Annotated in this window: 20 protein-coding genes; 18 read left to right on the forward strand and 2 right to left on the reverse strand. The window is 42.1% G+C overall.

Annotated features, from left to right (window positions below; translation table 11 throughout):
• Nucleotides 1–116 precede the first annotated feature (116 nt).
• Nucleotides 117–1214 carry a CinA family protein gene (locus CYO89_RS08990; RefSeq protein WP_103598019.1) on the reverse strand — a complete coding sequence of 366 codons (1098 nt, stop codon included), beginning with the start codon at nt 1212–1214 and terminating at the stop codon, nt 117–119.
• Nucleotides 1215–1309: 95 nt separating this feature from the next.
• Between CYO89_RS08990 and ileS the strand changes: the two genes are divergently transcribed.
• The 15 genes from ileS (at nt 1310) to CYO89_RS09065 (ending at nt 17906) form a co-directional block, all read left to right on the forward strand.
• Nucleotides 1310–4066, forward strand: coding sequence for an isoleucine--tRNA ligase (ileS, locus tag CYO89_RS08995; RefSeq protein WP_103598020.1), 2757 nt, complete (start codon nt 1310–1312; stop codon nt 4064–4066).
• 99 nt (nt 4067–4165) lie between these two features.
• Nucleotides 4166–5524, forward strand: coding sequence for an Asp-tRNA(Asn)/Glu-tRNA(Gln) amidotransferase subunit GatA (gene gatA, locus CYO89_RS09000; RefSeq protein WP_103598021.1), 1359 nt, complete (start codon nt 4166–4168; stop codon nt 5522–5524).
• Between the two features lie 4 nt (nt 5525–5528).
• On the forward strand, nt 5529–6977 hold the full coding sequence (guaB, locus tag CYO89_RS09005; RefSeq protein WP_087576644.1) for an IMP dehydrogenase: 1449 nt from the start codon (nt 5529–5531) through the stop codon (nt 6975–6977).
• Nucleotides 6977–8083 carry a homoserine O-acetyltransferase MetX gene (gene metX, locus CYO89_RS09010; protein WP_103598022.1) on the forward strand — a complete coding sequence of 369 codons (1107 nt, stop codon included), beginning with the start codon at nt 6977–6979 and terminating at the stop codon, nt 8081–8083. Before guaB ends, metX begins: the two co-directional genes overlap by 1 nt.
• 3 nt (nt 8084–8086) lie before the next feature.
• On the forward strand, nt 8087–8278 hold the full coding sequence (xseB, locus tag CYO89_RS09015; RefSeq protein ID WP_004317712.1) for an exodeoxyribonuclease VII small subunit: 192 nt from the start codon (nt 8087–8089) through the stop codon (nt 8276–8278).
• Nucleotides 8271–9065, forward strand: a complete 795-nt coding sequence (locus CYO89_RS09020; protein WP_103598064.1) for a carbon-nitrogen hydrolase family protein — start codon at nt 8271–8273, stop codon at nt 9063–9065. Before xseB ends, CYO89_RS09020 begins: the two co-directional genes overlap by 8 nt.
• Nucleotides 9062–9622, forward strand: a complete 561-nt coding sequence (locus CYO89_RS09025; RefSeq protein ID WP_103598023.1) for a DNA-3-methyladenine glycosylase I — start codon at nt 9062–9064, stop codon at nt 9620–9622. The genes CYO89_RS09020 and CYO89_RS09025 overlap by 4 nt, the downstream gene beginning before the upstream one ends.
• 3 nt (nt 9623–9625) lie before the next feature.
• Nucleotides 9626–9979: an MmcQ/YjbR family DNA-binding protein gene (locus CYO89_RS09030; protein WP_103598024.1), complete on the forward strand. Its 354-nt coding sequence runs from the start codon at nt 9626–9628 to the stop codon at nt 9977–9979.
• 86 nt (nt 9980–10065) lie between these two features.
• Nucleotides 10066–11373: a UDP-N-acetylmuramate--L-alanine ligase gene (gene murC, locus CYO89_RS09035; RefSeq protein ID WP_103598065.1), complete on the forward strand. Its 1308-nt coding sequence runs from the start codon at nt 10066–10068 to the stop codon at nt 11371–11373.
• Nucleotides 11373–11690 (forward strand): hypothetical protein, encoded by a 318-nt coding sequence (locus CYO89_RS09040; protein WP_103598025.1) that lies wholly within the window; start codon nt 11373–11375, stop codon nt 11688–11690. The genes murC and CYO89_RS09040 overlap by 1 nt, the downstream gene beginning before the upstream one ends.
• Nucleotides 11684–12028 carry a hypothetical protein gene (locus tag CYO89_RS09045; protein ID WP_009294921.1) on the forward strand — a complete coding sequence of 115 codons (345 nt, stop codon included), beginning with the start codon at nt 11684–11686 and terminating at the stop codon, nt 12026–12028. The genes CYO89_RS09040 and CYO89_RS09045 overlap by 7 nt, the downstream gene beginning before the upstream one ends.
• Nucleotides 12025–14229: an endonuclease MutS2 gene (locus CYO89_RS09050; RefSeq protein ID WP_103598026.1), complete on the forward strand. Its 2205-nt coding sequence runs from the start codon at nt 12025–12027 to the stop codon at nt 14227–14229. Before CYO89_RS09045 ends, CYO89_RS09050 begins: the two co-directional genes overlap by 4 nt.
• Before the next feature lie 96 nt (nt 14230–14325).
• Nucleotides 14326–16236, forward strand: coding sequence for an EAL domain-containing protein (locus CYO89_RS09055; protein WP_103598027.1), 1911 nt, complete (start codon nt 14326–14328; stop codon nt 16234–16236).
• On the forward strand, nt 16236–17327 hold the full coding sequence (dapE, locus tag CYO89_RS09060; protein ID WP_103598028.1) for a succinyl-diaminopimelate desuccinylase: 1092 nt from the start codon (nt 16236–16238) through the stop codon (nt 17325–17327). The genes CYO89_RS09055 and dapE overlap by 1 nt, the downstream gene beginning before the upstream one ends.
• A gap of 117 nt (nt 17328–17444) precedes the next feature.
• Nucleotides 17445–17906 (forward strand): hypothetical protein, encoded by a 462-nt coding sequence (locus CYO89_RS09065; RefSeq protein WP_258032558.1) that lies wholly within the window; start codon nt 17445–17447, stop codon nt 17904–17906.
• Nucleotides 17907–17992: 86 nt separating this feature from the next.
• Here the strand turns inward: CYO89_RS09065 and CYO89_RS09070 are convergent, their stop codons facing one another.
• On the reverse strand, nt 17993–18823 hold the full coding sequence (locus CYO89_RS09070; protein WP_103598029.1) for a peptidylprolyl isomerase: 831 nt from the start codon (nt 18821–18823) through the stop codon (nt 17993–17995).
• A gap of 70 nt (nt 18824–18893) precedes the next feature.
• Here CYO89_RS09070 and gltX point away from each other — a divergent pair, with 70 nt between their 5' ends.
• The 3 genes from gltX to upp all read left to right on the forward strand — a co-directional run bounded on the left by gltX (nt 18894) and on the right by upp (nt 22240).
• Nucleotides 18894–20273 carry a glutamate--tRNA ligase gene (gltX, locus tag CYO89_RS09075; protein ID WP_103590408.1) on the forward strand — a complete coding sequence of 460 codons (1380 nt, stop codon included), beginning with the start codon at nt 18894–18896 and terminating at the stop codon, nt 20271–20273.
• Nucleotides 20270–21523 (forward strand): malic enzyme-like NAD(P)-binding protein, encoded by a 1254-nt coding sequence (locus CYO89_RS09080; protein ID WP_004317644.1) that lies wholly within the window; start codon nt 20270–20272, stop codon nt 21521–21523. Before gltX ends, CYO89_RS09080 begins: the two co-directional genes overlap by 4 nt.
• 90 nt (nt 21524–21613) lie before the next feature.
• A complete protein-coding gene (gene upp, locus CYO89_RS09085; protein WP_103598030.1) occupies nt 21614–22240 on the forward strand; it encodes a uracil phosphoribosyltransferase in 627 nt (208 codons plus the stop codon).
• The last annotated feature ends 1 nt before the right edge of the window (nt 22241 follow it).

Genomic DNA, 22241 nt, shown 5'->3' on the forward strand with positions numbered 1-22241 from the left:
GCCTCCTAAATTTGGCTTTTTATTCTTGATCTTTTGCTATAAAGATCACCGCTGGATTTTATTTTAGGTTATTAAATTTAGCGTAAGTCTTTTATAAATTTTTAGTAAAGTCAAATTTATGCGAAAAATATCTCGCTTTTTAGGCGAAGTAGGCACAAATAGGCGCTTAGCACGCTTTGCTCTCTAACGTAGTTGCGATCCCCTTTTAAAAGCAGTCTCTCAACCTCGATGTTGCCGTTTCTATCACCAGCTGCGACATATACCGTGCCAACTGGCTTGCTAGCTGTGCCCCCACCTGGTCCAGCTATACCGCTAATAGCAAGCGCAAAGTCCGCATTTGTCGTGCTTAGCATGCCTTTTACCATCGCTTTTACGCAAGGCTCGCTCACGGCTCCGTAAGTATCTAAAATTTCATCCTCAACGCCCAGCCACTCGTGCTTTATGTGGTTTGCATAAGTTACTAACGAGCCATCAAAGCTAGCTGAGATGCCGCCATATCTTGCAAATTTAGCCGCGGCAAGCCCAGCCGTGCAAGACTCGGCAAATGAAATTTTAAGCCCCTTTTGCATGAGCTTTTTTGCTATAAATTTGATCACATCTTTTTGCGGGATAAATTTTTGTGAAAATAGCGTTTTTACCCCTTGTAAAAAGCTCTCGATCTGGCCAAATTTATTGCTTTTTGCCCTTACTAGTATCAAATTTGGCAGGATCTGCGCAAGAGTGATATCGACCTCATAAGTTTTAGCAAGTGGCAGCATAAGGATCTTCGCGCTATCTGCGTCGATGTCTATTAGATGAAAGTAGCTAAAATCAGGCTCATATTCGGTGAGAAACTCGCCTAGCTCTTCATTTGGATTAGCTTTTATGAGATTTATCTGGGCGTTATTTAGGCTGGCTAAAAAGCTATTTTTAGAGTAGTCTAAGCTATCTTTAAGCGCAAGCGTCGTGCTATCTTTTAGCTCAAGCGAGCCCCCAGTTAGCGTTGCTACTATCTTTGCAGCGATGGCAAAATTTTCATCTGAGCCAAAAATGCTTACAAAGTCGTAATCTTTTGATAAATTTTCGATGATAAAAGGTAGCTCTTTGCTATTTTTTGGAGCAAAACTGACCACTCCAAGCTCGCCAAAATGATCCTCGTAACTTTGAAAAATGTAGTTTAGAAATTCTCTATTTATCTCAAGATCTTCGCCTATTATCAAGATACTTTGTCTCATTTTTAAGCTCCTTTTTTTGCCTCATTATACTATTTTTCAGTGTGATTTAACCAGCACAGGTGTAAAATTAGCAAATTTTAAAATCAAGGTAAAAAATGGACTACAAAGAGACACTTTTACTCCCAGAGACAAATTTCCCGATGCGCGGAAATCTCCCACAAAATGAACCACAAAGACTAAAATCATGGTACGAAGAGCGCAAGGTTTACGAAAAAATGAAAAAAAACCGCCAAAATGCGGCTAAAAACTTCAACATCCACGACGGCCCTCCGTATGCAAATGGCCACCTTCACATCGGCCACGCGTTAAATAAAATTTTAAAAGATATCATCACAAAAACGCACTATTTTTACGGCGAAAACGTCCGCTACGTGCCAGGCTGGGACTGCCACGGCTTGCCTATCGAGCAGCAAGTCGAAGTAAAGCTTGGCGATAAGAAAAAAGAGCTTAGCAAGGTCGAGATCAGAGAGCTTTGCAGGCAGCATGCGAGAGAATTTATAGACATTCAGCGAAATGAATTTAAAAGCCTTGGCATCATCGGCGACTTTGAAAATCCATACATGACGATGAAATTTGAGTTTGAGGCTGACATCTACAAAGCGCTTTGCGAGATCGCTAAAAAAGGCCTTTTGGTTGAAAGAAGCAAGCCAGTTTACTGGAGCTGGGCGGCTAGATCGGCGCTAGCTGAAGCTGAGGTCGAGTACGAGGAGAAAGAGGACTACTCTATTTACGTAGCATTTGAGCTTGATGGCGACGCGCTAGAAAAGCTTGGCGTAAAAGAGGCAAGCGCTGTCATCTGGACGACCACGCCTTGGACACTTCCAGCAAATCAAGCCATAAGCTTAAAGCCAGATGAAATTTATGTGCTAACGGCTGAAAATTTGATATTTGCAAAGCCACTACTTGAAAGCGTTGTGCAAAGTGGCCTAAGCAAGGGCGAGATCAAAAAAGAGTTTAAATCAAGCCTACTTGAAAACGCCCACGCGATAAATCCACTAAACGGCAGAAAGTCTAAATTTTTACTAGGCGATCACGTCATGATGGACGGGGGTACTGGACTTGTTCATACAGCTCCAGGACACGGTGAGGACGACTACTACGTATGTTTGAAATATGGCTTTAGCGAAATTTTGATGCCAGTTGATGATGGAGGCTGCTACGATGAGAGCATAAAACATCACGGACTATTTAGAAGTGATGTGGTAGATGAGTTTGTCGGCATGCACATCTTTAAAGCAAATGAGAAAATTTTAGAGCTACTTGGCAAAAATTTACTTAGCGTCTCTAAATTTAGACACTCTTATCCATTTTGCTGGAGAACGCACAAGCCTGTCATTTATAGAGCCACAAAGCAGTGGTTTATAGCTATGGACGAGGCTAAACTAGGCGGAAAAACGCTTAGACAAACAGCGCTAAAAGAGCTTGAAAAGGTTAAATTCTACCCAAGTGTAGGCATAAAAAGAATAGGCTCTATGATAGAAAATCGCCCAGACTGGTGTATCTCTCGTCAGCGTGACTGGGGCGTGCCTATCGCGTTTTTCAGAGATAAAGCGACAAAAGAAGTTATATTTGATAGTGAAATTTTAGACCACATCGTGGCTATCTTTAAAGAAAAAGGCGCTGACGCGTGGTGGGCGCTAAGCATAGACGAGCTTTTACCAAAGGGCTCAAAATACAAGGCTGAAAATTTAGAAAAAGTGATGGACATTCTTGACGTTTGGTTTGATAGCGGCTCGACGTGGCACGCGGTCTTGCAAAGCGACAACTACGACGCTGGCAAATACCCTGCAAGCATGTATCTTGAGGGCTCAGATCAGCACCGCGGCTGGTTTCAAAGCTCGCTTTTAGTAAGCACAGCTATAAATTCTCACGCACCTTACGAGAGCATCCTAACTCACGGCTTTACAGTCGATGCCAAGGGCGAGAAGATGAGCAAGAGTAAGGGCAACGTCATCGCTCCACAAGACGTGGCTAAGACTCACGGCGTGGAAATTTTACGCCTTTGGGTTGGCATGAGTGATTATTCAAGTGACCTAAAAATAAGCGAAGATATATTAAAGCAAATAAGCGAGCAATACCGCAAAATACGCAACACTATCCGCTTTTTACTAGCAAACGTAAATGATCTTGAGAGCCTAAATACAGAGTTTAATATCCTTGATAAATGGATCTTAGCACGTGCTAAAAAGGTCTTTGACGAGGCGAGCGCTTGCTTTAGAAACTACGACTTTTCAAAGGGCTTTAATATCCTTTTAAATTTCTTATCAGCCGATCTGAGCGGCGTATATCTTGACGTTTGCAAAGATAGACTTTACTGCGATGCAAAAGACGCACCAAGAAGAAGATCAGCTCAAAGCGCGATGGCTATCATCACAAAGGCACTTTTGCCACTCATCGCCCCAACGCTTACTTACACCGTTGATGAGGTGATGGACTACGCTCCAAAGATCATCAAGGGCGAGGCAAAAGACGCGTTTGATCTAGTCTATGAGCCGATCAAATTTGACCTTAGTTTTGAAGATGAGCTGCTTTTTGCCAGCAGGGAGAAATTTAACGAGATCGTGGATGTTCTTAAGAAGGACAAAAAGATAAAATCAACCCTAGAGCTAAGCCTAGAGACCACAAACCACAACATCACAGGCTACGACGAGCGCGAAGTGGCTGATCTTTACATGGTAAGCTCAGTTAGAGCTTACGATGATAGCGAGCCATTAGCTGAGTTTGAGCTGGAGGGCGATAAATTTAAGATCATAGCAAGCAACCTTCACAAATGCCCAAGATGCTGGAAATTTAACGCTAGTAAAGAAGATGCGCTATGCCCAAGATGTGAAGAGGTCATAAGTGCTAAGTGAGCCAGTAAGCGCAACTATCATAGTTGCAACGATCGCTGCGGTGGTCGTTGTTAGCTTGTTTGGCATATTTTTGGTTAATAAATTTAAAGGATAAAAATAGTGGTAACTTTAAAAGAAGCTTTGAAATTTTCAGCTGAAGAGATAAAAAATTTAAGAGCCGAGCTTGAGGCAAAGATCATAAAAGAAAAAGAGCTTGGCGCTTATGTCGAGCAGCTAGCAAATTTAGAGATCGCAAAACTAGGCGAGGGCGTGCCTATCGCTATAAAAGATAACATCCAAGTAAAAGGCTGGAGCGTCACGTGCGCTTCTAAAATTTTACAAGGCTACGTAGCACCATATAACGCAACCGTTATCGAGAAGCTACTTAGTAAAAATTTAGCTCCATTTGGCCGCACAAATATGGACGAATTTGCGATGGGAAGCACGACTGAGAGCTCATTTTACGGCAAAACACTAAACCCACTAAATCACGCTCACGTCCCAGGTGGTAGTAGTGGTGGCTCGGCAGCAGCAGTTGCAGCTGGCCTTGCAGTAGCCGCACTTGGTAGCGACACTGGTGGCTCGATCCGCCAACCAGCGGCATTTTGCGGATGCGTAGGACTTAAGCCAACTTATGGCAGAGTGAGTAGATATGGCCTTGGTGCATACTCAAGCAGCCTTGATCAGATAGGGCCGATCGCGCAAAACGTAGAAGACGCAGCCATTTTATATGACGCGATCGCTGGACATGACCCAAAAGATAGCACGAGCGCAGATGTGCCATTTGTGAGCGTGAGCGACAAGATAGATGGCAACAAAAAGCTAAAAATTTGTGTCATCAAAAACTACGTAGAAAACGCAAGCGAGCAGACAAAAGCTGCTTTAAATTTAGCTATCGAAAAGCTAAAATCACACGGACACAACGTAACTTACACAAATTTTGAAGACTCAAAATATGACGTCGCAGCTTACTACATCATCGCAACCGCAGAGGCAAGCGCAAATTTAAGCCGCTACGATGGCGTAAGATATGGCAGACGCGCAGATGCTAAAAATTTAAAAGAGCTATATGTAAATTCGCGATCTGAGGGCTTTGGTGAAGAGGTAAAAAGAAGAATTTTGCTTGGTACATTTGTACTAAGTAGCGGATACTACGATGCTTACTACATCAAAGCGCAAAAAGCAAGAGCGCATATAAAAGCTCAGTACGAGAAAATTTTAGAAGAAAATGATCTCATCTTCATGCCAGTTGCTCCAAGCACAGCTTATAAATTTGGAGCACACAGTGATCCGCTTCAAGCCTATCTAAGCGACATTTACACGATCAGCGTAAATTTAGCAGGCCTGCCAGCCATCTCTGTGCCAGTTGGCAAAGATGATCAAAATTTAAACGTGAGCGCCCAGCTCATCGCAAAAGCGTGGGACGAACAGACCTTGATAAATGGTGCTAAGAGCCTAGAAAATTTAATAAAAGGATAAAAATATGAAGATAGTAAAGAGAGCTTTAACATTTGAGGATGTGCTTCTTGTGCCGCAATACTCTGAAATTTTGCCAAAGCAAGTTGATGTAAAAACCAGGATCAGCAAAAACGTCACGCTAAATATCCCGATCGTCTCCGCTGCGATGGATACGGTGACTGAGCATAGAACTGCTATCATGATGGCAAGGCTCGGCGGTATCGGCGTCATCCACAAAAATATGGACGTCGAAAGCCAAGCAAAAGAGGTCAAACGCGTTAAAAAAAGCGAAAGTGGCGTCATCATCGATCCTATCTTTATAAATCCAGAAGCAACCGTGGCTGAAGCTCTAAGCCTTATGTCAGATCTTCATATTTCAGGCGTTCCAGTCATCGACAAAGATCGCAAACTAATAGGAATTTTAACAAACCGCGATTTGAGATTTGAGACAAATATGAGCACTTTGGTAAAAGACCGCATGACAAAAGCGCCACTTATCACTGCACCAAAGGGCTGCACGCTTGATGATGCGGAGAAAATTTTCTCTCAAAACAGGGTTGAGAAGCTACCTATCGTCGATAAAGACGGCAGACTTGACGGACTTATCACCATAAAAGATCTAAAAAAACGCAAAGAGTATCCAAACGCAAACAAAGATAGCTACGGCAGACTTCGCGTGGCTGCGGCTATTGGCGTTGGTCAGATAGAGCGCGCCAAAGCGCTAGTTGATGCTGGCGTAGATGTCATCGTCATCGACTCAGCTCACGGCCACTCAAAGGGCATCATCGACACTTTAAAAGAGGTAAAAGCAAATTTTAATGTCGATGTTGTAGCTGGCAATATCGCAAACCCAGCAGCCGTAAAAGACCTAGCAGAAGCAGGCGCAGACGGCATAAAAGTGGGCATCGGACCAGGTTCTATTTGTACCACAAGGATCGTTGCTGGCGTTGGCGTGCCTCAAATTTCAGCGATTGACGACTGCGCAAGCGAAGCAGCGAAATATGGCATCCCAGTTATCGCAGATGGCGGTTTAAAATACTCAGGCGACGTGGCAAAAGCTCTTGCGGCAGGTGCAGCTTGCGTTATGGCGGGAAGCTTGCTTGCAGGTTGCGAGGAAAGCCCAGGCGAGCTTATAACATTCCAAGGTCGCCAGTACAAAGTCTATCGTGGAATGGGATCGATCGGCGCTATGACAAAGGGCAGCTCTGACCGTTACTTCCAAGAGGGTACCGCTCAAGACAAGCTAGTGCCTGAAGGCATCGAGGGCCGTGTGCCATTTGCTGGCAGCATAAAAGATGTGATCCATCAGCTAATAGGCGGCCTAAGAAGCGCTATGGGCTATGTCGGCGCAAAAGATATCCCAACTCTTCAAGAAAGAGCTGAATTTGTCGAGATAACAAGCGCTGGACTAAAAGAGAGTCACGTCCACGACGTAGTTATCACTCACGAGGCACCAAACTACAAAGTTAATTAGTGTTAGACCTGCAAACTAGAACTATTAAATTTAACGAGCCACTCTATCTTGAGAGTGGCCGTATGATATCAAATTTCAAGCTTATTTATGAGACTTACGGCACGCTAAATGCTGATAAAAGCAACGTTATCGTGATCTGTCACGCCCTAACTGGCTCACACCACGCAGCTGGCACATACGCAGGCGATGAGAAAGCTGGCTGGTGGGACGGGCTAATAGGCAGCAAAAAGGCGGTCGATACCGATAAATTTTACGTTATTTGCGTAAATATCCTAGGCTCGTGTTTTGGCTCGACCTCGCCGCTAAGTGTTGATAGAAGTAGCGGCAAAGAGTATAGGCTAAATTTCCCAGTCCTTGCCATAAGTGACGTGGTAAAGGCGCAGATGAGGCTATTTAGCGAGCTTGGCATCACAAGGGCAAGAGCCGTGATAGGCGGCAGTCTTGGCGGTATGCAAGCCCTTTGCTACGCTATCGAGTTTCCAGAATTTGCGCAAGATATCATAATGCTTGCAAGCACCTATCAGACTAAGCCTTGGGCGATAGCGTTTAATAAAATCGCCATCGAAGCCATTTTAAACGATGAAAATTTCAAAAACGGCGAATACGACGCGGAATTTATAAGAAAAAATGGGCTAAAAGGTATGGCTTACGGCAGGATGGCAGGGCATATCAGCTTTTTAAGCCCTGATAGCATGGATAAGAAATTTGGACGGAGCTACGTCGAAACCGACGGCCTTTACGATCTTTTTGGACATTTTCAGGTCGATCGCTACATGGAGTATAACGGCTATAACTTCCCAAAGAGGTTTGACCCACTAAGCTACCTATACATTGTAAAGATGATGAATATCTTTGACTGCACAAGGCACTACGATAGCCTAAAAGACGCCCTTGCGCCGATAAAAGCAAATTTGCATCTAGTCGCTTTTAAAGGCGATCTACTCTTTCCGCCAAGTTGCATGAGAGAAATTTATGACGCACTTTGCGAGATGGGGCGGGAGGCAAAGACAAATTTTGTAGAGATAGATAGCAACTACGGCCACGACGCCTTTTTGGTCGAGATAGAAAAATTTGATGGATATATAAAAAATATATTAAAAGGATAGAAAATGGAGCAAAAAGAGCAAAGTTTTGAAGAGAAATTAGCCCTTGCAGATAAAATTTTAAACGATCTAAATAAAGATGATGTGAGCTTAGAAAACAGCATAAAGCTACACGAGCAGGGCAAAAAGCTCTTAAACGAGGCAAGAGAAATTTTAGAAAACGCAAAACTTAGCATAAAGCAGGTGGATGATGAGTAAAATTTGTGCCCTTCAGCTACCAACGCAGCCCTTAAGCGAGGCGAGGCTTGATTATTACCTTAAAATTTGCGCCGACGAAAACGCAAGGCTGGTTGTCCTTGGTGAATACGTGCTAAATAGCTTTTTTAAAGAGCTTGCCAGCATGCCAAAAAGCCTCATAAAAGAGCAGAGCGAGCGCAAAAAAGAGGCACTCTTTGCGATGGCAAAAAAGTATGATCTAAACATCATCGCACCTATCATAAATTTAAAAGGCAAAGAAATTTTTAAAAGCCTAGCTAAATTTAGCCAAACTCAAGTAAAGCTATACGACCAGCAAATTCTCATGCCCTATGCGCACTGGAACGAGGCGAAGTTTTTTAGTAACGCAAGCGAGGAGTTAAATTTACCCATCTTTACCTACGATAAATTTAAGGTTGGCGTCATGTTTGGTTACGAGGCGCATTTTGACGTGTGCTGGGCCTATATGAGCGCTAAAAAGGTCGATATCGTGCTTGTGCCAACGGCTTGCACATTTTTCTCTCAGGCGCGCTGGGAGGAGCTTTTAAAGGTTAGAGCCTTTACAAACAACCTCTATGTGCTTCGTGTAAATCGCGTGGGAAGCCACAAGAGCGAGGACGAGCAGTGGAGTTTTTACGGCGACTCGATGCTTATTAGTCCATTTGGCGAGGTGAAAAACAGGCTTGGCAAAAATGAAGAGATGATGATCGATGAGCTTAGCAAAAAGGAACTTAGCGAGGCTAGAAGCACCTGGGGCTTTATGCAGATAGAGGCTAAATTTAAAAGATGAAGCGCTGCGCTTGGGCTGAAAAGAGCGAATTTAGCAAGAGCTATCACGACTTTGAGTGGGGCAGAGCGGTAAAAGATGATAAGATTTTTTTTGAAATGCTCATTTTAGAGGGCTTTCAAGCAGGCCTTAGCTGGGACTATGTGCTACGAAAAAGAGCTGGGCTTGCTCAAATTTTAGACAGCTTTGATGCAAAAAAGATCGCTAGCTATGACGAGGCAAAGCTTCAAAGCCTTTTAAGCGATGATAGAGCGATCAAAAACCGCCTTAAAATTTACTCTCTGCCAAAAAATGCCAAGGCTTTTTTAGAGCTTTGTGCCGAGTTTGGCTCGTTTTATAACTACATCTATAAATTTACAAATGGTAAGCGCGTGATAAATAACATAAAAAGTGCTAAGGACATGCCAGCAAGCAGTGAGCTCTCAAAGTGCATCTCAAAAGATATGAAAAAGCGTGGCTTTAAATTTGTAGGTGCTGTGATCATCTACTCGTTTTTACAAGGCGTTGGCGTCATCGATGATCACGAAAATGAGTGCTTTTGTAAAGGAATTTCGGAGTGAAATTTGAAACGAAGTGACGTTGAAAAATATATAAAAGAGAAATTTGACATTTTGGGCGAGCAAATTTTCCCAAAATATCCAGAATTTAGTGTCTTTCGTCATAAGAAAAACAAGAAGTGGTTTGCGCTACTTATGCAGATAAGTGCTAGTAAACTTGGTCTTGAAAGTGACGAAATGATCGAGGTTTTAAACCTAAAATGTAGCCCAGATCTAGCCATGGTGCTAGTTGATGAGAGGCAAATTTTTAAAGCATATCACATGAATAAAAAGCACTGGATAAGCGTAAATTTAAACTCCAAAATCTCACAAAAAACTGTTTTTGACCTGATAGATGAAAGCTTTGCCTTAAGCAAATAAAAGCCATTTTTCAGCCTTAAATTTAGTAGTTTTTGTTAAAATCACGAAAAACTTAAGGATAAAATTTGCAAGAGCTAAACAACGAGATCAAAAAAGTCCATTTCATAGGCATTGGCGGTATCGGCATCTCAGCCATCGCTAGATTTTTACACGAAAAAGGTCACAAGATAAGTGGCAGCGACATCAAAGAGAGCAAGACGACGCTAGAGCTAAAAGATGAAGGCATCGAGGTCATCACGCCACACTGCAAAGAGGCGATAAAAGACCAAGACTTTGTGGTCTATTCAGCTGCGATAAAAGAGGACAACATCGAGCTAGTCGAGGCTAGACGAAAGGGTATAAAGTGCTTTTCAAGAAAAGAAATTTTGCCTTATGTACTTGAAGATAAATGCGTTTTCGCAGTAGCTGGCGCGCACGGCAAGAGTACTACTTCAGCGATGCTAGCAAGCCTAATCGAGGGCTCAGTCATCATCGGCGCCATCTCAAAGCAGTTTGGCTCAAATATGCGCTACGCCAAAAGCGACAACGTCGTATTTGAGGCCGATGAGAGCGATTCTAGCTTTCTAAACTCAAACCCATATCTAGCCATCGTCACAAACGCAGAGCCAGAACACATGGAGCACTACGACTACGATCTAGCTAAATTTTACGCAGCCTACAAGGGCTTTTTGGAGCGCGCGAAAGTTAGGGTGATAAACGCTGAGGACGAGTTTTTAAGCACGCTTAAGCTTGATGCGATCAGGCTTTACCCAAGCACCGATATCACCGAGCTAACGATGGTTGTAAGAGACTATCAGCCATACACCAGCTTTAATCTTAAAAATTTAGGCAAATTTGAAGCCTTTGGCATGGGCGAGCACATCGCCATAGACGCATCTTTGGCTATCCTTGCTGCGATGCACGAGACGCCGCTTAAAGATATCAGAGAAAATTTATTAAATTTTAAAGGCATCAAAAAGCGTTTTGACATACTTAGTGCAAACAAAAATTTCGTCCTAATAGACGACTATGCGCACCACCCAACTGAGATAAAAGCGACACTAAAATCAGTCTTTGAATACGCCAAAATTTTAGGTATAAAGAGCGTCACAGCGATATTTCAGCCACACCGCTACACAAGACTTAGCACAAATTTACCTGGCTTTAAAGAGTGCTTTAAGGGCGTTGATGAGCTTGTCATCTTGCCAGTTTATGCGGCTGGAGAAAATCCGATCGAAGTTGATATGAAGAGCGAATTTAGCGAGTATAACCCGATCTTTACCGACAAGGTCGAGAGGGTTGAAGAAGGAATTGAATTTATAGATGAATTTGGCGTGAAAAATCGCCTAAGTGACGGCATAGTAGTTGGCTTTGGAGCGGGCGATATCAGCGTGCAATTAAGAGGCGGCTACTAATGGATCTAAGCAACTTTAAGCCTCAAGATGAAAATGAAATTTTAAAAGAGATAAAAGAAAAAGAGCTTAGTGAAGAAGAAATTTCAAGCCTTATAAATTTAGGCAAAAAAGATATCTTGATAGCCCTTGCAAGGTCGCAAAAACTAAATAGTGCCCAGATAAAAGATATGCTGCCAAATGCCCCATATCTAGCTGTTTGCTTGCTGGTTGAAAAGCAAGATATCAGCGAGGTTAGGGCTGAAATTTTAGAAAAGATCAAGCCTCATGCCGAGCTTTACAAAGAGCTCATCGCAAAGTATAAAGGCGTGAAATGGTAAGAAATTTGATAATAATTGCCGGAGTGATGCTGCTTTTTGGAGCGATCTGGGCGATAAAAGATGAAAAGATCAGCAAAGGCGTTAAAGCGCTCGTTAGCGCGGTACTTGTGGCGATCCTTGTTTGTGTCTATTTTTACGAAGAGAATTTATCCAAAAACGAGGACGCTATCTCAAAGCTAGTTAGCGATTTTAAGCAGGGCAAAACACTAAAATGTGGCGAATACAACGTTAGCGCTGAGAAATTTAACTACGAATTTGGCACGGCGTCATTTTTGCCAAAACGAGAATTTAGCGATCTCTCAGGCGTCATCGTGCCTATAAAAAGTTGTGAGCAATGACTGAAGAGATATTTTTAAAGCTCGATCTGGGCGAGTATCTGGATAAATTTAACTCCTTTTTAGCAAGGCAAAAACCGCTATTTTTACAAGGCGACAGCAAGATCCACTTTGAAAACATTAGCGAGCTTTCAAAGTATGATTTTAAGGCACCTGACGAGATAAAAGAGCTTGATGATGCGCTTATGAGGCTTAGCAAGCAAGCAGTGCTTCACATCAGCGAAATTTACGAGTTTGCAAAGATTATTAAGTATTTTTCATATCTAAAAAAGCAAAAATTTGAAGGCAGGCTTGGCGAGTGGATCGCAAAGGTTGAAATCCCCGAAGCGATGAGCCAGATGGCAAACAGCTTTGATGAAAACGGCGAGTTTAGCGACAGCGTGGATGAGAGATTTGCTGCGATAAAGCAGGCATTTAGCGAGAAAAAGCGCCAGATCGATGCCGAGCTTAAAAAGCTCATCTACTCAAAGCACATCACGCCCTATCTAGTCGATACCCAGACGCACTACATCAACTCGCAAGAGGCACTTTTGGTGCGTGGCGGCTTTAATCACGCCCTAAAAGGCACCGTGATCGCTAGAAGCTCAGGCGGCTACTTTTACGTCGCACCTGCAAGCACCGAGCGCCTAAAAAAGGAGCAAAGCGAGCTACTTGATAGAAAAGAGGAGATCATTTTTGAGCACTGCAAGAAATTTAGCCTGCAGATGAGCAAGAGCCTGCTCTTTTTGAAATTTATAAATAACGCTTTTGATCAGTTTGATGCATATCAGGCTCGTGTAAATTTGGCTAGATCACGTGACTATGAGTTTGTTTTGCCAAATAGCTCGCACGTTATCAAGCTTGAGAAATTTGCCCATCCAGCGCTAAAAAATCCAAAAAGTGTGAGTGTGGATTTTAGTAAAAAGGTGCTTTTAATAACCGGCGTAAATGCTGGCGGTAAGTCGATGCTTTTAAAATCGATCATCTCAGCCACGCTGCTTGCAAAGTACCTGCTACCTATGCGTATCGACGCAAACCACTCAAGCATCGGCTCTTTTAAAGAATTTGACGCGATCATAGAAGATCCGCAAAGTGTAAAAAACGACATCTCGACCTTTGCTGGTAGGATGGTGCATTTTGCAAGGCTTTTTACTAAAAAATCGATCATCATCGGTATCGACGAGATCGAGCTTGGCACCGACTTTGAGGAGGCTGCGAGCTTGTATGGCGTCATGATAGAGCGCCTCATCACTCAAGATATCAAAATGATCATCACGACCCACCACAAGCGCCTTGCGATGTTGCTAGCTAAAAATCCGGAGGTTGAGCTAGTGGCGGCACTTTACGACGAGGCGGCTCAAAGGCCTAAATTTGAGTTTTTAAAGGGCACGATCGGCAAGTCTTACGCCTTTGAAACTGCGGCAAGATACGGCATATCTCAAAATTTAGTGGCTCAGGCAAAGAAAATTTACGGCGAAGATAAAGAGAATTTAAACGAGATCATCACAAAGACACTAAATTTACAAACCAAGCTTGATGAGGGGATAAAAGAGGTCACGGCAAAAGAGGAGCGGCTGGAGCGCTTGCTTGAGGAGCAAAAAGAGCTAAAAGAGAAAAATGAGATCAAGCTAAATGCGACTATTTCGCGCCTAGAAAAAGAATATTATGAAGCGATAAATGCGGCAAAAGCTGTTATAAATTTCAAAGAGATAAAAGACAAGCAAAGAGCGCTAAACGTGGCAAATGAGAAAAAAGCTGCCATCGTTAAGCCTAAAAAAACTGAGCGCGAGAGCCTAAAAGTAGGCGATAGAGTGAAGTATGAAAATATAAAAGGCACGGTTTTAAGCATCTCTAAAAATGACGCGATGATCGAGTCAAATGGCATAAATTTACGTGTGCCACTCGAGCTTTTAAGAAAAAATGGCAACGAAGTGGTCTTGCCTAAAAAAGGCGGCGTAAGTTTAAGCGTAGATAAGCCAAAAACGGCCTCGCTCTCGCTTGATCTGCACGGCATGAGAGCTGACGAGGCGATAGCAAAGCTTGATAAATTTATCTCAGATAGTCTTGTTATGGGATTTGATGAGGTTAGCGTATTTCACGGTATCGGCACTGGTAAGCTTGCCTTTGCTGTTAAAAATTTCTTAAAAGAGCATCCAAGTGTGAAAGAATTTCACGATGCACCGGCAAATCAAGGCGGATACGGTGCAAAGATCGTTAAGCTTTGAGCTAAATTTTTAATTAAAAAATGAAAGAAATTTTTTATTTAGCTTGGATATAATCCAGTAGAAAAATTTAAATTTAAGAAAGGAAGTTTAAACTTTATGCCAGGCGACGAATCGCAAAAAAAGCACTTTAGTATGGTTAAAACCGTCACTTTGGTCGTGGTTTTGCTTTTTGCATTTTTCTTAACTGAAAATTTAATCGTCTATTCGTATAAATACAACAACGCACTCTCTACAAACAACTTTGGCCTCAAAAAAAAGACCGAGTATCTAACATCTCAATATGTAAATTATCTTAAAAATATAAGTAAATTTAATATTATAGATTTTCAAAATTATATAACCGATAACGCTTTTGGCGAAGTCTTTTTGCTAAAAGAAAATGGCAAAAACGGCTTTAAGATAGAGGCCTCTTCAAACAAAAGCCTCGTAAATAAAGACTACGAAGACAAGAGCTGTGGCGACATCTATTCGCATGATTTTCAAAAGGATTATTTCAAGGCTGAAATTTTGCCAGAAAATAGCGCCAAAGTATGTATGTTTGTTGCCGTAAATGACTATATTTTAGGCTTTAAAGCGCATATCGATCAAAGGATAACTGGCACTAGCGACCCATTTTATTTTCAGTGGCTGATAAAAAATATGACTGTCACTTTGATCTTAAGCTCGATTGGTCTATTTTTAGGGCTTGCGGTCTGTCTTTGGTTTGTATTTAAGTATCTAAACATCAAATTTGACTATCTAAAAGTAAAAGAAGAGAGCACTACTAAGATCGCCCAGCTACAAGAGAAGCTATATATCGATCCGATGACTGGGCTTTTTAACAAGGCAGCGCTCATAAAAGATGTGAGCGAGTATAAATATCCAAAAGTGATACTTATGGATATCGATGATTTTGGCAAGATGAACGACTACTACGGCAAATACGTTTGCGATCAGATCTTAAAACAGATGGCAAATCTCATCAAAGAATTTGCCAAAAATGAGAATATGAAGGCTTATTGTATCGAGGCGGATAGGTTTGCTTTGGTCGAAGATAATAACGACTTTATCGACAGATACGAGGAGCTAGCTGAAAATTTACTAGATATCTTTAAAGGCAGGATGCTTAGCATAAAAGATGAAAATGGCGTAGAGGTCGATGATATAGAAATTCACAACACCATAGGCTTTGCGCTTGATAGCGATCAGACTTTAAGAAAGGCAACCATCGCGTTAAAATCAGCTAAGACGCTTGATAAAGACTATGTTTGCTACTTTAAAGGGCTAAGCCAAAAAGATGAATACGCAAATCAGATCGAGCGCTCAAAGCTTATCCAAAACGCTACGATAAACGACAACATTGTGCCGTATTTTCAGCCGATATTTGACGAGAAAAAGATCCCTATAAAATATGAATGCTTAATAAGAATTTTAGACCGCGACGACGTCATCTCGCCAAGCGTATTTTTGGATATCTCAAAGCGTATCAAGCGTTACGCAGACCTTGAAAAACAGCTCATCAAAAAGTGCTTTGAGCACCTCACTGAAGATCCAAATTTGGTTCTTTCTATAAATTTAAGCAGCCGAGATATGATAGATGGCGACGTCTCTGCGCTGGTTTTAAATTTACTAAACAAGCACAATGTAGCTGGCAGGATAGTTTTTGAGATAGTTGAAGACGAGGAGCTAAAAAGCGCTGAGCGCGTCTCAGTCTTTGTTGAGCGTGCAAAGAGCATGGGCGCTATGATAGCGATCGACGACTTTGGTTCTGGTTACTCAAATTTCTCTTACATCATAAAGATCAAGCCAGACTACGTGAAGATCGATGGCTCTATCATCAAAGATATCGATATCAATAAAGACTCATACGCCATCGCAAGCGCGATCGTGGCATTTGCAAAGGATCTTGGCATAAAAACGATCGCAGAGTATGTTCATTCTAAAGAAATCTTTAACGTCTGTAAGGAGATAGGCATCGACGAATTCCAGGGATTTTACTTGGGACTTCCTTCTAAAAAGGCGTTTTAGTGGTAGTTGGCTTTTTAAAAGAGCTTTTAAGCTTTCGCTCTATCACGCCAGATGATGCAGGCAGCTTGGAGTTTATCGCTAAATTTTTGCCTGATTTTGAGGCCAAATTTATAGAAAAAAACGGCACAAAAAATCTCATACTTTCTAAAATTTATGGAGACGGCGAGCATCTAGCCTTTGCAGGACACGTCGATGTCGTGCCACCAGGAGATGGCTGGGAGAGCGAGCCATTTAGCCCGCTAGAAAAAGATGGCTACATCTACGCAAGGGGTGCGCAGGATATGAAAAGTGGCGTGGCTGCCTTTGTTTGTGCGTGCAAAGAGGCTAAATTTGATGGCAAGTTAAGCCTCATCTTAACAAGTGACGAAGAGGGCGATGGCACTTACGGCACGCCTTTAGCGCTCGAATATCTGCGTGAGATAGGTGATCTGCCCAAATTTTGCGTCGTGGCTGAGCCAACTTGTGATAAGAAATTTGGCGATAGCATAAAAGTCGGCAGACGTGGCTCGATAAATGGCAAGATCGTGATAAAGGGCGTTCAAGGACACGTGGCATACCCAGAAAAATGCATAAATCCAGTAAATTTGATAGCTCCACTTTTAAGTAAGATAGCTGACCATGATATGGACGGGGGGAGCGAGTTTTTTAGCCCAAGTAAGATCGTGGTGACGGACATTCGTGGCGGCATGCAGGTTTGCAACGTCACGCCAAGCGAGCTTAGCATAATGTTTAACGTTAGAAACTCAAATTTAATCGATGTAAATGACGTTGAGAGCTATCTTAGAAGCGTTTTAGATGGGCTTAGCTACGAGCTTAGTATAAAGCAAAGCTCGAAGAGATTTTTAACGAACAAAGATAGCAAGATCGTAAGAAATTTAATGGCATCTGTCACAAAGATCACCGGTGCTGCGCCACTTTTAAATACAAAGGGTGGCACGAGCGATGCAAGGCACTTTGCTGAATTTGGCGTAGATGCAATAGAATTTGGCGTCATAAACGACCGCATACACGCCAAAAACGAAAGAGTTAGCGTTGATGAAGTAAATAAACTTTATGAAGTTTTTAAAGACCTCATAGAAAATTTTCACTAATCTCATTTGTCGTCAAATAGTTAAATTTAACCGACACTTCTAGCTTTTATAAGATAAATTTAAAAAACAGCTACATTTTACCTGAGAGTGAAACCACTTGCAAAGGCGATAGGACTTTTGCCAACTATCATTGCTATTTTATTTTTGATAGCACTTATCTTTGGTCTAAAACTTGGCGAAAATGGCGCATTATTTAGCTCAGAAAAAGGCCCAGGCTCACAGCATGCAAATTTATTTATCTCGCTTATTTGTGCCATCATCATCGGCGCATTTATGCAAAGAAGTAAATTTTGCTCAGTGGGAGCTATCAGTAAAATTTTTGAACGTGACTTCTCGATGTTTTATGGCATAGTCTCTATCGTTCTTTTTGCAAGCATCACAAATTTAGTGCTAGATCAATACAAATTTGGCTTTGAGGCTCAGCTCTTTTGTTTTAGGCATGGGAGCTGGAGCTGCTATAAGTCACAACTTCGTGCTTGCAAGCTCAGGTGCTGGCATCACACCTTTTGCTCCTTATGCTGTAGTAACCCTTATATCTACGCTATTTACGTTGAATTTTTCACTAAAAAGTTTAACTGAATTTGGCTGCTTTTGCAGGTTTTTGCTTATAAATTTTGAAGTTAAATTTTGGAGAAATTTAGCCACCAAAGTGGCTAAATTTGAAGTTATCTTAGAATTTGAATTTTTGCTTTTGCGCGGAGTTTTTCGAAGTAATCACTCATTAATTTTTCTTGCTCACCTTGATAAAGCTCGTTTATAACGTTATCTTTTACATCAGCAAAGCTTGGTGTGTATGAGCCGATCTTCTCTTTTACTAAAAACATATCAAAACTGTCAGGTCCTTGCAAAGGCTGTGTGTAGTCGCCGTTATTTGTGCTTGAGATGATCGCAGCAAGTCTTGGGTCTATGCTTTGATAGTCCAAGCTTACCTCTTGTGTTTGCACGCCGTCTAGTAGCTTTAGACTTGTCTTTTGAGCTTCAAGCAGATCAGGGTCTTTTGCTCTATAAACTACGACTCTAGCGGTGCTAAAGACCTTAAATTTATCAGGATTAGCGTCAAAATATGCCTTTGCTTTTTGCTCGTTTATGTTTTTGCCAGCCTCAGCAGCTATGCTTTTATAAAGTTTTTCTTGAAGCATCTTGTGCTCTAAGTTGTTTTTAAAGTCCAAAAAGTCCATGCCTTGAGCTTGGATAGAGTTTCTAAACTGCGAATTTGTCATGCCATTTTGCTTTGCGATCGCCTCGATCCTGTCGTTTAGCTCAAAAGGTGTCACGCTTAAATTTAAGTTTTTTATCTGCGCATCTTCAAGCCTATCTCTGATAAGCAAATTTAAAGCGTCCTGCTCTGTTGTCTTTAGCTGTTCCTTCAAGCTATAAACCTCGTAAAGCGTGATAGGCTCGTTCTCCACGATAGCTGCGATGCCGTTTATCATCTGAGCTGAATATAAATTTAAGGCACTTAACACGCCAGCAGCCAAAAAGAGCAATTTTTTCATAATGAAACCTTTATTTAAGTATTTAGTAAATATAATTTTGGGCAATTATAACATAAAAATAAGGCACAAAATGATAGTTACTAGATTTGCTCCGTCGCCTACTGGATACCTACATATAGGCGGACTTAGGACAGCTCTTTATAATTATTTATACGCAAGAGCTAACAATGGAAAATTTCTGCTCCGCATCGAAGATACTGACTTAAAACGAAACTCAGAAGAAGCCACGCAAGCGATAAAAGAGGCATTTGCTTGGTGCAAGCTAGATCACGACGGCGAAGTGACCTATCAGTCAAAGAGATTTGATCTTTACAAAGAGTACGTTAAAAAGCTGCTTGATGAGGGCAAAGCCTACAAATGTTACATGAGCAAAGAGGAGCTTGAGGAGCTTAGAGCTAGTCAAGAGGCAAGAAAAGAGCGCCCAAAATATGATAATAGATATAGAGATTTTACTGGCACGCCTCCAGCTGGTATCGAGCCAGTCATCCGTATAAAAGCCCCACTTAGCGGCGAGATCGTCATACATGATGGCATAAAGGGCGAGGTTAAATTTAAGGTTGAAGATATCTTAGACGACTTCATCATCGCTAGAAGCGACGGCACGCCAACATATAACTTCACAGTTGTGATAGACGATGCGCTAATGGGCGTCACAGACGTTATTCGCGGCGATGATCACCTCTCAAATACCCCAAAACAGATCGTTCTTTACGAGGCGCTTGGCTTTAAGGTGCCAAAATTTTATCACGTCGCTATGATAAACGGCGAGGACGGCAAAAAGCTTAGCAAAAGGCATGGTGCCACTGACGTTATGGAGTACAAAAAGATGGGCTACTTGCCTGAAGCGCTCTTAAATTTTCTCGTTCGTCTTGGCTGGAGCCACGGCGATGATGAGATTTTTACTATCGAGGATATGCTCAAATACTTTAATCCAAACGATATCAACAAAAGCTCAAGCACCTATAACGCTCAAAAGCTTGACTGGCTAAATTCTCACTACATAAAAACTTTGCCTTACGAGAGGCTAGCGCACGATATGCTCGAGTTTGGCGTTGATTTTAGGGCTTTGGCAAAGGGTGAGCTACTGCTAAATTCACTCCGTGAGAGATCAAAGACACTAATTGAAATGGCAAATAGCGCAAATGCTATCATCAACGCTCCAAAAAGCTACGACGAGAAAGCTTGGGCTAAATTTATAAATGAAAATAGCAAAGAAATTTTGGCGAAATTTGCTCAAATTTTAGACCGTGACCTTGACGCAAAGGGCTATGAGGAGCTAACTAATAAATTTTTAGAGCAAAATGGCTTAAAACTAAAAGACCTAGCTCAGGCCCTAAGGATAGCGCTAACTGGCTCAAGCGTGAGCCCAAGCATATTTGAGGTGCTTGAAGTAGTAGGTAGCAACGAGATCAAAAACAGAATACAAAATTTATTAAAGGAAGAGAAATGACACATGTAACTAAAGAAGAGGCACTAAACTACCACATCGGCGGTAAGATCGAGATCAGGGTAAAGACACCTTGCGAGACTTCAAGAGACCTTTCAATGGCCTATACACCAGGCGTTGCTGAGCCATGCCGTGAGATAAATGCAGACACTGAACTAGCTTATAAATATACAAACAAAGCAAATTTGGTGGCTGTCATTACTGATGGCACGGCTGTTCTTGGACTTGGTGACATCGGCGCTATCGCTGGCAAGCCAGTTATGGAGGGCAAGGCGGTGCTATTTAAGAAATTTGCAAACGTTGATGCCTTTGACATCGAGCTAGACGAGCATGATCCTGATAAGATCGTTGAGATTTGCAAGGCTCTTGCTCCTACATTTGGCGGTATAAATTTAGAAGATATCCGCGCTCCAAAGTGCTTTGAGATAGAAAGAAAGCTTCAAGAAGCAGTCGATATCCCTGTAATGCACGACGATCAGCACGGCACAGCGATGATAACAAGCGCTGGCATTATAAATGCGATGGAAATTTCTGGCAAAGATATATCTAAGATAAAGATCGTAGTTAGCGGCGCAGGTGCAGCTGGCATCGCTTGCGCAAAGATGTATAAAGCACTTGGCGCAAAACACATCGTGATGATAGATAGTAAAGGCGTCATCCACTCAAAAAGAACAGACCTAACTCCAGAAAAGGTTGAATTTGCGCTTGAGACTGAGGATAGGACTTTGGCTGATGCGATGAAGGGCGCTGATATGTTTTTAGGTCTTTCTAAGCCTGGCGTTGTGACAAAAGAGATGGTTGCTTCAATGAACAAAGAGCCTATCATCTTTGCTTTGGCAAACCCAGTGCCTGAAATCTTCCCAGAGGACGTCGTAGCTGTAAGAGATGACGTTATGATGGGCACAGGCAGAAGCGACTATCCTAACCAAGTAAATAACGTTTTGGGCTTTCCATTTATCTTTAGAGGCGCGCTTGACGTTAGGGCTAAAAAGATCACTGAAAATATGAAAATGGCTGCAGCTAAAGCTCTTGCGCAGCTTGCAAAAGAGCCAGTGCCAGCTGAAGTTTTAAAAGCAAGTGGCGTTAGTGAGCTAAAATTTGGCAAAGAGTACATCATCCCAAAACCATTTGACAAGCGCGTACTAACAGCGGTCGCTCCAGCAGTTGCAAAAGCCGCAGTTGAAGATGGCGTAGCGAGAGTAAAAGATTTTGATGTTGAGGCTTACAAAGCCAAACTTGCAAAAGGTTTTTAATCAAATTTAGCCCAAATTTTGGGCTAAATTCTCCTCTTGGCATTTTGTAAAAGACAAACCTTGTAAAAACAGTAAATTTAAGGACAAAAAATGCAAAACGTGAAGCTCATCTCACACCCATTGATCGAGCATAAATTAACCATTTTACGTGATAAAAACACCCAGCCTTTTCAGTTTCGCATGCTAGTTGATGAGATAAGCTACCTTATGATCTTTGAGGCGACTAGAAATTTAAAGGTAAAAGATGTCAAAGTCCAAACACCAGTTGCGGTGGCAGACGCAAAAAGGCTAACTACAAAGGTGATGATATGCCCTATCTTAAGGGCTGCTCTTGGCATGCTTGATAGCATCTTTACCATCATACCAGATGCGAGCGTTGGCTTTTTGGGCTTTCAGCGAAACGAAGAGACAGCGCAGGCTGAGTTTTTCTACGCAAAGCTTCCAAAAGACGCAAAAGAGCGCATGGCTATCATCATCGACCCTATGTTTGCGACTGGTGGCACGGCGATAGACGCGGTTAAGTTTTTGCGTGAAAAGGGCGTTAAAGAGATCAAATTTATCTCTATCATCGCCGCACCTGAGGGGCTAAAGAGATTTAGCGAAATTTACCCAGACGTCGAGGTCTATACGGCTTCAATCGATGAGAAACTAAATGAGAAAAACTACATCGTACCAGGTCTTGGTGACGCTGGCGATAGAGTTTTTAACACTCTTTAAG

The sequence above is a fragment of the Campylobacter concisus genome (assembly GCF_002913765.1).
In the GTDB taxonomy this organism is placed as follows: Bacteria; Campylobacterota; Campylobacteria; order Campylobacterales; family Campylobacteraceae; genus Campylobacter_A; species Campylobacter_A concisus_BB.